The sequence below is a fragment of the Burkholderia sp. RF7-non_BP4 genome (genome assembly GCF_001521935.1).
Classification (GTDB): Bacteria; Pseudomonadota; Gammaproteobacteria; order Burkholderiales; family Burkholderiaceae; genus Burkholderia; species Burkholderia diffusa.
In genome coordinates this window covers 553,793-566,863 of the sequence record NZ_LOTA01000010.1, presented here as the reverse complement: position 1 = coordinate 566,863, position 13,071 = coordinate 553,793, and the positions used below count along the sequence as shown (strand labels likewise).

Below are 13,071 nucleotides of genomic sequence, written 5' to 3'. Positions count from 1 at the left end.
ACACGATGTTTCCGTTCGATTTTCCTCCCCCTGAGATCCGGCCGCGCAGCCGCTGGATTCCGTCTCTCGTCTGGATCGTGCCGCTCGTGTGCGCGCTGATCGGACTGTCGCTCGTGATCCGGACCGTTGCCGCGACCGGCCCGACGATCACGGTCACGTTCGCCAACGCCGAAGGCCTCGAAGCCGGCAAGACCAAGGTTCGCTACAAGGACGTCGATATCGGCTCCGTCCAGACCATTACGCTCACGCCCGACTTCAAGCGCGTGATCGTCAGCATTCAACTGACACGCGATGCCGCACGCTTCGCGAACCGCGACACGCGCTTCTGGGTCGTCCGACCGCGCGTCGGTGCCACCGGCATTTCCGGCCTCGGCACGCTGCTGTCCGGCGCATTCATCGGAGCGGATCTCGGCCGCTCGCCGCAGAAGCAGACAGATTTCACCGGCCTCGAAACGCCGCCTGCCGTCACCGCGGACCAGCAGGGCCGACGCTATGTGCTGCACGGCGACTCGCTGGGCTCGATCGACATTGGCTCACCGGTGTTCTATCGGCATCTGCAGGTCGGTCAGGTCGTCGGCTTCTCGCTCGACAAGGACGGTACCGGCGTCGACGTGCAGGCGTTCGTGAAGGCGCCCTACGACAAGTACGTCGGCGTCAATACGCGCTGGTGGCACGCAAGCGGCGTGGATCTGCGGCTCGATTCGAGCGGCCTGAAACTCAACACGCAGTCGCTGGCGACGGTGATCGTCGGCGGTCTCGCGTTTCAGTCTCCGCCTGGACAAGCGGACGCGCCGCAGGCCGCCGACAATGCACCGTTCCGGCTCGCCCCGACGAAGCCGACGCGATGCGCGACCCCGACGGCACGCCGCTGATGGTCGTCATGCGCTTCGACCAGTCGCTGCGCGGGCTGTCGGTCGGCGCGCCGGTCGATCTGCGGGGCATCGCGCTCGGTCAGGTCACGAACATCGGCATCGAGTACAACGAGCACTCGCGCAACTTCAGCATGAAGGTCACGATGGCACTGTATCCGTCGCGACTGAGCCGGCACAGCGATACGGCGCTTCCCGCGCCCGATACGGCCGGCGGCCACGAGCTGATCGAGCACCTGGTGGTCCAGGGGCTGCGCGGGCAGTTGCGCACGGGCAGCCTGCTGACCGGTCAGCTCTACGTAGCGCTCGACATGTTCCCGAAGGCGCCGCGCGCGACCGTTGACGCGCGCCGTACGCCGGTCGAGCTACCGACCGTGCCCAATACGCTCGACGAACTGCAGGTGCAGATCGCCGACATCGCACGCAAGCTCGATCAGGTTCCGTTCGACCGGATCGGCAACAATCTGAACGGCGCGCTGGCGCATGCAAACCAGTTGTTCGGCCACCTCGACGAGCAGGTCGTGCCGCAGGCGCGTGACACGCTCGCCGCCGCGCAACGCACATTCAACGCGGCGGAGTCGACGTTGCGGCAGGATTCGCCGATGCAGTCGGACGTGCATGAGGCGATGCAGTCGCTCACGCATACGCTGCAGTCATTGAACGCGCTCGCGGACTATCTGGAACGTCATCCCGAATCGCTGCTGTTCGGTAACAAGGGGGATCACCAATGAAAGCGCGTTCTTTTGATCGGCTTCGCATGTCGGCGCGCATCGCGACGTGCGTCGCACTCGCGGCGCTGAGTTCGTGCGGTTCGCCGCCGGTGCATTTCCATACCCTCGCGGTGGCAGACGATGCGGGTGTCGAGGCCACCGCCGCGCATCCCGCATGGCTGATCGACATTCAGGCCGTGCACGTCGCGGCGCCGGCGGACGGCAACCGGCTCGTCGTGCAGCGCGGCCCCCAGCGGGCCGACATCCTGGAGCAGGAGCGCTGGGCCGCGCCGCTCGGCGACGAGATGCGCGGCGGACTGTCGACACGCATCGCGTCCGCGCTCGGCACGATCGATGTTCACCGCGTCGCCCACCCGGACAGCACGCCCGTCTACCGGGTCGCGGTGGACATGCAGCATGTCGAGTCGTGGCCGGCGTCGCACGTGTTGCTCGATGCCGCCTGGAGCGTGAATTCCGCGGCCGGACAGCCGGCGCTGACGTGCCGCAGCATCGTTCGGGCCGATACGTCGGCGGGCTACGATGCACTCGTCGATGCGTATCGCCGCGCGCTCGATTCGCTCGCGCTCCGGATCGCCGCGGGGATCCGTGCGGAAGTCTCGCATGTTGCGCCGCCTGCCGGATGCCGCACGTGAACACTCGAATTTCCGTCAACATGGACAACGCAGGATGAAACGCACGCGCCTCACTCGCGAGCAACGCAGGCTCGACACCCGCGAACGGCTCATCGCCACCGCTCGCGCACTGTTCATCGCGAAAGGCTTTGCCGATACGAGTGTCGAACATATCGCAGAGGGCGCCGGCTACACGCGCGGCGCGTTCTATGCACACTTCGAACACAAGCGCGAACCGTTGATCGAGATCCTTCGCCGTGACCATGATCGAATGATCAAGAGGCTTCGGCTGGCGGCGCCGGAAGGCGACGGTTACTGCACCGTCGCTGCCGCCGCGGATATCGCCGCCGGCTGGGAATGCTTCCCGCTGTGGGTCGAGGTGTATCTGTACGCCCTGCGCGATGCCGGATTCCGGCAGATCATGGACAGCATGCACGCCGAACGGGTCGCGCCACCGAACGCGGCAAGCGGCGCGGCGGGCCCCTCCGACCGCATGTCATCGTCGGACGAACTGGCGGCGGTGCTCGGCGTCACGCTGTTGCATACAGGCGCCCGGCGCGACGAGCCGACGTAGTACGCCGCGATGTGCATGCCCAGCTGTCCGTCTTCGACACGCGTCGGCTGGACGGTGTCCGACTGGCTAACCGACCCGGTCAGTTGACGGGTACCGCACGCGTACTCGGGGTGGCGTGGGCACCGCCTGCGCCACCCCGTTGCGTCACTCTGCAGTTTCGGCCGCTTCCACGACCGGCAGCGGCCGGCTTGCAATCTTCTCGGCTTCCGCACGCTTGAGCCCCAGCGTATGCAGGAGCATCGCAGCCGTGCGCTCCGGGAAATGCTCTCCGCTGAAGCCGAGTTCCTTGAGAACACCGGCCGCCGGCGCGCCCGGAGCGACGAAATTAAGCTCGGCGGCAATTGCGGTCAGCACCGTACCGCCAACCGAAAGGAAGCCGATGAATGGGTCGGCGACCACGAAGCGCTTCTCGGCGATACCGCGCTCCATGTCCCGCAGCAGGCGTTGACCCAGACCAAGCGTCAGGACGCGCGCCGAAAAGCCCTCGCGTATCAGGAAGTGTCCCCATACCGGCTCACGTCGCGCACGTATCAGCGTATGCCGCACCGAGACGGAAATGATTTCCGCCGGGTCGGACAAGCCGCTGGCCAGGCGATCGAGTGAATCCGCGAACTCCTCGAATACCGATTCCACGAGGGTCGCGTAGATCGCCTCCTTCGATTCGAAGTGGTTGTAGAACGAGCCAAAGCCGACGTCGGCGGCCTCGGTGATTTCATTGATGGCGACGCCTTCCATGCCCTTCTCCGCCATCAGTCTGAGCGCGGCGTCCAACAGGCGGGCGCGGGTCTCCCGCTTGCGGCGCGCGCCACGTGGCTCACGCTCTTCGGCGACCGCTGGACTGGATGCTTCCGGAGCGGAGCGCTTTGAAGTCCGGCGACTCGGTGTATTCGTCATGACGTTTCCGATGCTTGTTCGTGCCCAAGTATAGATTCAAATGTCTACATTGACAAAATTATCATCTATGACTTTAATGTCACCAAAGGTGGCTGACAAACCCTCACGAACCGATCGAACGACGAATGGAGATACGGTGGAGACACAACTGCACACGGGCGCCCGCGCGTCCATTGACAACAACTCGCGCGCCTCAACGGAGCGTGCGCTGCCGTTGACGCTCGGCATACTGATCGCAGGATTCGAGGCAGTCGGCGCCGCAGTGGCCAATCGGCAGCCCCGTCACGAAGTCGACGTCTCGATCGTCGCCCCACGCGCGGTCGCACGCGGCGACGAAGCGCTGCGGACTCCCGGCATCTGCGACGAGGCGCCCCGCCTCCATGCGAAATCGACGATCGACTTCGCCATATTCACGGGCCGGCCAGTCACGCCGTGCCGCGATTCAGTTGCATGCCTGCCGTCGCGCGGCAGGCCCCTCGGTGCGACGGCGTGTGCCTTCGCGAGCGTCATTCGATCTGCCTGATTGTCATCCGCCATGAAACTCACCACGACACAACCGGCTCGCCACCCTCATCCGACAACGAAGGCGTCGGCGCTCGCCTATTTGATCTTCGATCGCCCCGATCTCGGCGAGGCAGAGCATTTTCTCAATGACTTCGGTCTCCGAACGGTTCTGCGGGACGACACGCAATTGCTGCTGCGCGGAACGGGCGACGCACACTTCTGTTATGTCGTTCGCCACGCGCCGAAAGCCCGCTTCGTAGGCTTCGGATTGCGGGTCGACAGTCGTGCCGACCTGGAGGCGCTCGCCAAAGTCCCTGGCGCATCGGAGATCGAGGCGTCGGATTGGCCAGGCGGCGGCCTTCGGGTGCGGCTCGTCGATCCGTCGGGGTTTCGGGTCGATGCGATTGCTGGCCAGACACGGGCCGACACGTTGCCGCATCGTGCTCCGCTCCCATTCAACTCGATCGACGCGCCCGTCCGGATCAACGAGACGCAGCGGCCACCCGCAAACGCACCCGAGATCATTTGTCTTGGGCACGTCGTACTCGAGCTGGCCGACTTCCAGGAAACCTGCGCGTGGTACACGCGACATTTCGGGTTCATCCCCAGCGACGTCCAGGTGCTGCCGGACGGCTCCCCTGCCGTTGCGTTCATGCGGCTCGACCTCGGCGACAGGCCGGCCGATCACCATACGCTCGCGCTCGCCCAAGGGTTCGCGCCGACTTATAGCCATAGCGCGTACGAACTGGTCGACGCCGATGCCGTCGGCATGGGCCAGCGCGTGCTTCGCGACAACGGGTGGGCGCACGCGTGGGGTATTGGCCGGCACATTCTCGGCAGCCAGATCTTCGACTATTGGCAAGACCCATGGGGCGACAAGCACGAACACTATTGCGACGGCGACCTTTTCACGGCCGACGAGCCGACGGGCGTGCATGCGGTCAGCCGCGAAGCGATGGCGCAGTGGGGCCCGACGATGCCGCGCAGCTTCACGAAGCCCCGGTTCACGCCGTCGAGCCTCGCGGCGCTGTTTCGCAACCTGCGCCGCAGTCCCGATCTGACGATCCGCAAGCTGCTGACCCTGGCGAAGCTGTTCGCCTGACCCACATCCGCCTGTTCGACTCACGAGAGACACATTCATGTCACTGCTTGTCCTGCACTTCCGGCATAACGGCCGCGCCCAATGGGGTGTGGTCGCCAACGGCGCCGTCACGCCGATTCCCGGCGATTTCGAAACGACCGCGAGCTTTCTCGCGGCAAATCCGGTCGAGCGACTCATCACGCTCGACGGATCGACTATTCCCGAGTCGGACGTGGAGTGGCTGCCGCCGGTGACCGCCAACCAGCAATTCGTTTGCCAGGGCGCGAACTATCGTCGGCACATGATCGAATCGGGCATGGATCCGGACGCGAAAAAATTCAACATGATCTTCACGAAGGCGACGAGTTGCATCGTCGCTGCCGATTCGCGGGTCGTGAAACCGCGGCACGTCCGGTTTCTCGACTACGAAATTGAGCTCGGCCTCATCCTCAAACGCGACATCACATCTCACCAGCAGATCACGGACGCGAATCTGCACGACTATGTCGCCGGCACCGTGATCGTCAACGACTATTCCGCGCGCGATGTCCAGATCCCGCAAATGCAGTTCTACAAGGGCAAGAGCTTCCGGACGTTTGGCCCGGTCGGCCCCTATCTGTGCCTGCTCGAACGGCGTGACTTCCCGAAGCTGAAGGCGCTCGACCTGACGCTGACCGTCAACGGCGCGGTGCGTCAGCAGGACTCGACATCGAACCTCGTCTATGGCCCGGCGGAAACGTTGACCGAGTTGTCGGGCGTGCACGATCTTCACGCCGGCGACCTGCTCGCGACCGGCACGCCGGCTGGCTGCGCGCTCAGCATCCCATCGCCGCTCAAGCAGCGCGCTGTCGCGCTTTTCCCCGAATCCGTCAAGTGGAAGATGTTCATGAAGGTGCAGGCAGGACGCGCGCAGTATCTGAAAGCCGGAGATATCGTCGAAGCCCGGATCGCGAGCCGCGACGGAACGATCGATCTGGGCGTACAACGTAACGAAATCGTGGACGAAGCAGCATGAACGGCATCGCGACCCGGGACGACGTACTGGCGATCGAAGCGCAGGGCCTTCCGCGCGACCTTCCGACCAGCACGTACGAGATGATCTGCGCCGGTGCGGCCATCGATCCGTCCGCCCCTGCCCTCTCCTTTTTCATGACCGCCGACGCGCACCGCGACGCGGAGTGCTGGACCTATCGCGAGCTGGTGCGTGACATCACGCGCACGGCCAACATGTTCGCGCGCATCGGCGTGAATTCGCAGTCGGTGATCGCCTATTTGTTGCCCAATCTGCCCGAAACGCATTTCGTGATCTGGGGCGGACAGGCGACCGGCATCGTATGCGCGATCAATCCGCTGCTTGAACGCGAAGCGATTGCCAATCTGCTCAAAGCGGCCGGTGCCAGCGTGCTCGTCACGCTCGCGCCGTTTCCCGGGATCGATCTCTGGAAAAAAGTCGCGGATATTCTTCAGGATGTCGAACCGCTGCAGCATCTCGTGCTGGTCAATCTGGCCGATCGCGTGCGGGGCACGGCGCAGTCGGCGGTACGCACGCTCCAGCATGACGCGTGTACGCAGCTATACGGCGATGGCGGTTTGCGCAGCGCCGTGCCTGCACACATCCGGATCCACGACTTCGGTACGGCAATCGCGCGGGAACCCGGCGCAGCGCTCGACAATGCGCGCCGCATTCAACCTGGCGACATGTCCTCTTACTTCTGTACCGGTGGAACCACCGGGTTGCCGAAAATCGCGATGCGCAGTCACGGCAACGAAGTGGCGAACGCATGGAGCGCCGTGCGGTTCTTCGGCGACAGTATCGGCCCCGGCAAAACGACCTTTTGCGGCTTGCCGCTCTTTCACGTCAATGCTGCGATGGTGACCGGCCTGCTGCCTTTCTCGCGCGGCGCCCATGTCGTGCTCGGCACACCGCAGGGTTACCGGGGCGACGGCGTCGTCAAACGTTTCTGGGAAATCGTCGAACATCATCACATCAATTTCTTCAGTGGCGTCCCGACACTTTATGCTTCGCTGCTCGACATTCCTGTCGACGATCATGTTGTCGACTCGCTCGAATACGGCCTGTGCGGTGCCGCGCCGATGCCGGTCGGCGTCTTCAGGGCCTTCCAGGAAAAGACGGGCATCCGGATTCTCGAAGGCTACGGCCTGACCGAAGGAACGTGCGTGAGCAGCGTCAACCCGACGAACGGCGAGCGCCGGCTGGGATCGATCGGGCTGCGCATCCCCTTCCAGGCGATGAAAGCTGTCGTCGTGGACGACGCGGGACGGTATCTGCGTGACTGCGCGGCCAACGAAGAGGGGCTGCTGGTCATCTCCGGGCCGAACGTCTTCACCGGCTACACACATCCTGACCAGAACAAGGCCCTCTGGCTCGATCTCGGCGATGGCAAGCGCTGGCTCAATACCGGCGACCTCGGCCATTGCGACGTCGACGGGTACTTTTGGCTGACCGGCCGCAAGAAGGATTTGATCATCCGCGGCGGACACAATATCGACCCTGCGACGATCGAGGAGCCGCTGCATCGGCACCCGGCGGTCCAGATCGCCGCGGCAATCGGGCGCCCCGATGCGTATGCCGGTGAATTGCCGGTCGCCTACGTTCAACTCAAGCCGGGCATGACCGCTACCGAGCACGATCTGGAGGTGTTCATGCAGCGGGAGATCGCTGAACGCGCCGCCCTGCCCAAGCATGTCCGAATCGTCGAATCGATCCCGCTCACAGGCGTTGGCAAGATATTCAAACCGGAACTCAAGCGCCGCGAGACGGGTGACGCGATACGCGCCGCATTGGACCAAGGCGGAGCCCCAGGCGCATCGGTCGACGTCACGACCAATGAGTCCGGCGGAATGTCGGTCTCGGTCGAGCTGAACGATCCGGCGCACGAGGCCCCGGCACGCTTTGTACTGGGCCGATTTCCGTTTGCGTTCTCGATTTCGATCGCCGCGCGGCCGATACGGTCGGCTGGATCGACAGCGACAGATCTGCGGTGACGCAGGAGCGCCACTAGCCGCGATAACACGAATTCATAAAGCGGCCTGTCATGATCAATCAGTTGTCCAAATTAGTTTTTATTCATGAATCGGATCGAGACAGAGGAGACACATGATGAATTTCAGGCGAATGACGAATTTCGCAGGCGTGGCGGTTTTTGTCTGCACAACTGCACTTGTCGACAATGCGGAGGCACAGACGGCCGGAAGCATCACCACATCGGTTGGATGGCTCCACATATCGCCACAGGGCAACGCAACCCCGCTGACCGTGGAAAGTGTCGGGGGCGTAACGGTGAATCAGCAAATGGCGGGTACCGGGGCGCATGCCAGCTCGACGGATACGATGGGAATCACCACCGAGTACCACGTCACCGACAACATTGGTGTCGCCATGCTGTTTGGACTGCCACTGACAGTCAATCTGGTCGGTGACGGGACGTTGCAGAAGTACGGAACCCTCGGCACGACAAGGCCGATGCCGCCCGCCATCGAACTTCGATATCACCTGTTTTCAGCTGAATCGAAATTCCGTCCGTACGTAGGACTTGGTGTCAACTACACGTGGTTCACCCAGGTTCGGGCGACCAATCGCCAGTTCGTCTCCGACAGCTTCGGGCCGGGCGGCTCAGCGCGCGCGACACTCAGTTCATCGTGGAACCCGGTGTTCGAGCTCGGGGCGAGTTACGCGATGACCAAACACTGGTCGGTCGGTGCTTCCGTCGGCTACATGCCGGTGAAGACCCACCTCACGTTATACGGACAGACCGCGACCGGGACGCAGATCGTTTCCACATCGACGCTCCGACTCAATCCCGTCAACGTGTTCCTGAACGTCGCTTACACGTTCTAGCGGGTGCGCTCCGATGCCAGCGTCCCCGCATGGAAGCAACACTTTGGATCGAACGATGAAACGACAGGCTCTCAAGACCATTCTTTTCGCATTGCCCAAGGTTCTGGACCTGACGGCGCGCCGCTTCCCCGCCTATCGCGATCGCCTCAAGGAGCGCAATCTCGTCGCGTGGATCGGGCTCATGGATCAAAGCATCGGTCGCGCCATCGAGTTCAGGAATGGCCGCATTCGGTCGCGTGCCGGCAAGCATGTGCGGCCCGATGTACGCATGTCCTTCAAGGACGTCGCGACCGCCCTGAAGTTCCTTTCCCCGAACCCGGACCAGGGCGAGATCGTCCACGCCGCCAAGAATTTCAAGGTGGTCACCGAGGGCGAGGACGAACTGCTGGTGTGGCTCATGCAAACCCTGAGCATGATGCGCACCGTCGGCCTGACGATGGGCACGCCCATGCGCGACGGCACGCGGCGCTACACCACCTGTACCAATGGCGGGCCGCTGTTCGTCTATGTCAAGGATGGCCGCATCGTCCGCGTGACCCCCATCGAGCTGGACGACACCGACGCATCAAGCTGGGTAATCGAGGCACGTGGACGACGCTTCAGCCCGCCACGGCGTGGTTTGGTCGCACCCCACGCGTTGACCCTCAAGTCGCTCGTCTACTCGGACAAGCGCATCCTTCACCCGATGAAACGCGTCGACTTCGACCCCGACGGCGAGCGCAATCCGCAGAACCGCGGCAAGTCCGGCTATGTGCGTATCAGCTGGGACGAGGCCCTGGACATCGTCGCCAAGGAAATCAACCGGCAGAAACGTGTTCACGGTCCCGGCTCCATCACGTTCCCGATGTCGTCCCACCATCAGTGGGGTAACGTCGGCTACTACCTCAGCGCGCTGACGCGCTTCGCCAATCTGATCGGCTTCACCCGGGTCGCCGCGAATCCGGACAGTTGGGAAGGCTGGTACTGGGGCGCCATGCATCATTTCGGCAACTCGATGCGCGTCGGCGTGCCCGCCGGCTATGGCGGCCTCGAGGATGGTCTCAAGGAAGCCGAAATGATCGTCTTCTGGTCCTGCGACCCCGAAAGTACCAACGGGGCCTATGCCGGATTCGAAGGAACGCCGCGCCGCCTGTGGGCCAAGGAGCTCGGCATCGAGTTCGTTCACATCGACCCGCACTGCAATCCGACCGCACAGCTGCTGGGCGGCCGCTGGATCCCGATCCGGCCGCAAACCGATGCCGCCCTGGCTACCGCCATCATGTACGTCTGGACCGTGGAGGGCCTGTACGACAAGGATTACGTCGCGACGCGCACGACCGGCTTCGACGATTGGAAAGCCTATCTTCTGGGCGAGACCGACGGTACCCCGAAGACTCCCGAGTGGCAGGAGAGCGAGACCGGCGTGCCGGCCAAGGACGTTCGTGCGCTTGCGCGCCTGTGGGGCAGGAAGAAGGTGCATCTCGCCGTCGGAATGACCGGCGCGGGATTCGGTGGCGCGGGCCGCGGGGCGACCGGGGCGCAATGGGCGCGCTGCATGATCATGATGATGTCCATGCAGGGCTGGGGCAAGCAGGGAGTGAATTTCGGCTGCCTGGAAATCGGTGTCCCGCACGACCTCCAGTTCTACTTCCCCGGCTACGCGGACGGCGGAATTTCAGGCGATCTGGCGTGGACCGCCAATGCGGTGGACAACTACCAGCGCATGCCACACATCCTGACCATGAATCCCGTCAAGCAGATGGTGCCGCGACAGCAGATGCCCGATGCGATTCTCAACGGTCACGCCACCGGTTATCTCTGGGACGGCATGTCCCAGGAAGCCCAGTTCGCGCCATTCACCTACCCGATGCCCGGTTATTCGCCGATACACATGATCTATCGCTACGGCGGATCCGCGTTCAGCACCGTGACGAATGCCGGACGATGGATGGAGGCCTACCGGCACTCGAGCATCGAGTTCGTCGTCAATCAGTCCATCTGGATGGAAGGCGAAGCCCAGTTCGCGGACATCATCCTGCCCGCGTGCACGTCGCTTGAGCGCTGGGACATCGGGGAATGGGCGAATTCGGGTGGCTACGCCCACCAGGGGTATGGCACGGTCAACCATCGCATGCTGACGCTGCAGCACAAATGCATCGAGCCCTTGGGCGAGTCCCGCTCCGACTACGACATTTTCACCGCGATCCTGACTCGGCTGGGTCTGGGTGGCATTTTCACCGAAGGGTGTGGCGATCTCGACTGGGTCAAGCGCGTCTTCGATTCGTCGGACCTGCCCGATCACATTTCGTGGCGCGCATTTTGCCGCAAGGGCTACTTCGTCGTGCCGCCCGAAAAGCCCGAGCTGCGCCATCCCGTCGACATGCGTTGGTTTGCGGAAGGCAGGAAGAAGGACCTGCCGGAACCTCATCCGCTGCCGTCGCAGTTCTCGGAACGGTTCGGCAAGGGCCTGCAGACGCCGAGCGGCAAACTCGAGTTCGTGCCCGAGTTGTTGAAGCGACACACTGCGGACAATCCGGAGCGACCACCGCTCAACCGATATATCCCCTCCTGGGAGGGGCCACGCTCGGACCTGGCCCGGCGTTACCCGCTTCAATTGATCGCCACCCACAGCCGCTACAGCTTTCATACCTATTGTGACGGAAAGAATTCCGCCGTTAATGGCATCGAGGATCATCGCGCGCTGATCGCGGGACACCGATTCTGGCTCCTGAGACTCAATCCGGCTGACGCCGCTGTTCGACGCATTGCCCATCGCGATCTCGTCAAGGTACACAACGACCGCGGCGCTGTGATCTGTGCGGCCGATGTCTCGCCCTTGGTGAACGCCGGAGTGGTGAAATCGTACGAGGCGAGCGCTGAATTTCAGCTGATCGAAATCGATGGCGAGCAAGTCGAGATCGGCGGTTGCATGAACATGCTTACCCCCGACCGGCCGCAGACCTCCGGCACCAGCAGCATGAGCCCGAATTCCTGCCTGGTGCAGGTCGAGAAATGGCGCGGTGCCGAGGCTTTCATGCTCGGTCGCGCAGCGTGAGGAATTTCAAATGAGCAAGTGGAACCTGATTATCAATGTCGGCCGTTGCGAGAACTGCCAGAACTGCGTGATCGCCGCGCGGGACGAGCACGTCGGCAATGACTTCCCCGGTTACGCTGCACCCGCTGCGGCCAGCGCCGAGAGCCCGATCCGCATCCTGCGGCGTGTCCAGGGCGCTTCGCACATGATCGAGACCACTTATCTGCCGGTCATGTGCAACCACTGCGACGACGCGCCCTGCATGCGGGTGGGCGGCAGCGCCATTCGCAAGCGCGCCGATGGCATTGTCATCATCGACCCGGACAAGGCACGAGGCCGAAAAGACATCGTGAAGGCGTGCCCCTACAAGGCGATCGTCTGGAACGAAGAACTGCAACTGCCTCAGATCTGGATCTTCGATGCGCATTTGCTCGACCAGGGGTGGTCCCGTCCGCGTTGCCAGCAGTCGTGCCCCACCGATGTTTTCGAGACGGTCAAGCTCGATGACGCGGCGATGGCCCAAAAGGCCCGGCGCGAGGGACTCAAGGTATTGCGGCCCAACCTGAGCACGAAGCCCCGCGTGTGGTATAGCGGCCTTGAGCGCTGGGAAACGTGCTTCGTCGGCGGAAGTGTCAGTGCTCAGGCAGGGGACGTGGTCGAGTGTGTCGCGGGTGCGGTCGTCGCCTTATATGGGGGCAAACGGCAGGTGGCCGAAACCGTCTCGGACGCCTTCGGCGATTTCCGGTTCGACGGCCTCGCCAAGGGTAGCGGCCTCTACCGAGTCAAGATCCGACATGCCCTCGGCATCGCTTGGCGCGAGTGCGAATTGGGCGAAAGCGCCTACCTGGGCGAGATCAGGCTCAGTCAATCGACAAACGCCGTGGCGGTCGAGTGCTCATGAGCCGAACAAGGCTGACCGCCGTCATCGTGCCGCA

The 13,071-nt window shown here is 63.4% G+C and carries 10 protein-coding genes and 1 pseudogene; 10 read left to right on the top strand and 1 reads right to left on the bottom strand.

Going from position 1 to position 13,071, the window contains the following annotated elements; genetic code table 11:
* Positions 1-5: 5 nt before the first annotated feature.
* The 3 genes and pseudogenes from WS49_RS06295 to WS49_RS06285 all read left to right on the top strand — a co-directional run bounded on the left by WS49_RS06295 (position 6) and on the right by WS49_RS06285 (position 2,785).
* Positions 6-1,600: pseudogene (locus tag WS49_RS06295) on the top strand (PqiB family protein).
* Between the two features lie 26 nt (positions 1,601-1,626).
* Positions 1,627-2,232 (top strand): PqiC family protein, encoded by a 606-nt coding sequence (locus WS49_RS06290; protein WP_257127652.1) that lies wholly within the window; start codon positions 1,627-1,629, stop codon positions 2,230-2,232.
* Positions 2,201-2,785 carry a TetR/AcrR family transcriptional regulator gene (locus WS49_RS06285; protein WP_257127651.1) on the top strand — a complete coding sequence of 195 codons (585 nt, stop codon included), beginning with the start codon at positions 2,201-2,203 and terminating at the stop codon, positions 2,783-2,785. The genes WS49_RS06290 and WS49_RS06285 overlap by 32 nt, the downstream gene beginning before the upstream one ends.
* 144 nt (positions 2,786-2,929) lie before the next feature.
* Here WS49_RS06285 and WS49_RS06280 read toward each other — a convergent pair whose 3' ends face one another.
* On the bottom strand, positions 2,930-3,679 hold the full coding sequence (locus WS49_RS06280; protein WP_059525455.1) for a TetR/AcrR family transcriptional regulator: 750 nt from the start codon (positions 3,677-3,679) through the stop codon (positions 2,930-2,932).
* A gap of 136 nt (positions 3,680-3,815) precedes the next feature.
* Here WS49_RS06280 and WS49_RS33210 point away from each other — a divergent pair, with 136 nt between their 5' ends.
* From WS49_RS33210 to WS49_RS06245, 7 genes are all read left to right on the top strand, one after another.
* Positions 3,816-4,202 (top strand): hypothetical protein, encoded by a 387-nt coding sequence (locus WS49_RS33210; RefSeq protein WP_257127650.1) that lies wholly within the window; start codon positions 3,816-3,818, stop codon positions 4,200-4,202.
* Positions 4,203-4,214: 12 nt separating this feature from the next.
* Positions 4,215-5,285, top strand: a complete 1,071-nt coding sequence (locus WS49_RS06270; RefSeq protein WP_059525451.1) for a VOC family protein — start codon at positions 4,215-4,217, stop codon at positions 5,283-5,285.
* A 37-nt stretch (positions 5,286-5,322) separates the two neighbouring features.
* Positions 5,323-6,279 (top strand): fumarylacetoacetate hydrolase family protein, encoded by a 957-nt coding sequence (locus WS49_RS06265; RefSeq protein ID WP_059525449.1) that lies wholly within the window; start codon positions 5,323-5,325, stop codon positions 6,277-6,279.
* Positions 6,276-8,270, top strand: coding sequence for an acyl-CoA synthetase (locus tag WS49_RS06260; RefSeq protein ID WP_059525447.1), 1,995 nt, complete (start codon positions 6,276-6,278; stop codon positions 8,268-8,270). The genes WS49_RS06265 and WS49_RS06260 overlap by 4 nt, the downstream gene beginning before the upstream one ends.
* A gap of 115 nt (positions 8,271-8,385) precedes the next feature.
* Positions 8,386-9,123 (top strand): OmpW/AlkL family protein, encoded by a 738-nt coding sequence (locus WS49_RS06255; RefSeq protein ID WP_059525727.1) that lies wholly within the window; start codon positions 8,386-8,388, stop codon positions 9,121-9,123.
* A gap of 55 nt (positions 9,124-9,178) precedes the next feature.
* Entirely contained in the window at positions 9,179-12,157 is a 2,979-nt protein-coding gene (locus WS49_RS06250; RefSeq protein ID WP_059525445.1) for a molybdopterin-dependent oxidoreductase, read from the top strand.
* A gap of 10 nt (positions 12,158-12,167) precedes the next feature.
* Positions 12,168-13,037, top strand: a complete 870-nt coding sequence (locus WS49_RS06245; RefSeq protein WP_059525443.1) for a 4Fe-4S dicluster domain-containing protein — start codon at positions 12,168-12,170, stop codon at positions 13,035-13,037.
* Positions 13,038-13,071 lie beyond the last annotated feature (34 nt).

Bases quoted from the DNA above. Each gene is read 5' to 3' on its own strand.
- WS49_RS06290 (WP_257127652.1), top strand. From the start codon at position 1,627: ATGTCGGCGCGCATCGCGACGTGCGTCGCACTCGCGGCGCTGAGTTCG.
- WS49_RS06285 (WP_257127651.1), top strand. From the start codon at position 2,201: ATGTTGCGCCGCCTGCCGGATGCCGCACGTGAACACTCGAATTTCCGT.
- WS49_RS06280 (WP_059525455.1), bottom strand. From the start codon at position 3,679: ATGACGAATACACCGAGTCGCCGGACTTCAAAGCGCTCCGCTCCGGAA.
- WS49_RS06270 (WP_059525451.1), top strand. From the start codon at position 4,215: ATGAAACTCACCACGACACAACCGGCTCGCCACCCTCATCCGACAACG.
- WS49_RS06265 (WP_059525449.1), top strand. From the start codon at position 5,323: ATGTCACTGCTTGTCCTGCACTTCCGGCATAACGGCCGCGCCCAATGG.
- WS49_RS06260 (WP_059525447.1), top strand. From the start codon at position 6,276: ATGAACGGCATCGCGACCCGGGACGACGTACTGGCGATCGAAGCGCAG.
- WS49_RS06255 (WP_059525727.1), top strand. From the start codon at position 8,386: ATGAATTTCAGGCGAATGACGAATTTCGCAGGCGTGGCGGTTTTTGTC.
- WS49_RS06250 (WP_059525445.1), top strand. From the start codon at position 9,179: ATGAAACGACAGGCTCTCAAGACCATTCTTTTCGCATTGCCCAAGGTT.
- WS49_RS06245 (WP_059525443.1), top strand. From the start codon at position 12,168: ATGAGCAAGTGGAACCTGATTATCAATGTCGGCCGTTGCGAGAACTGC.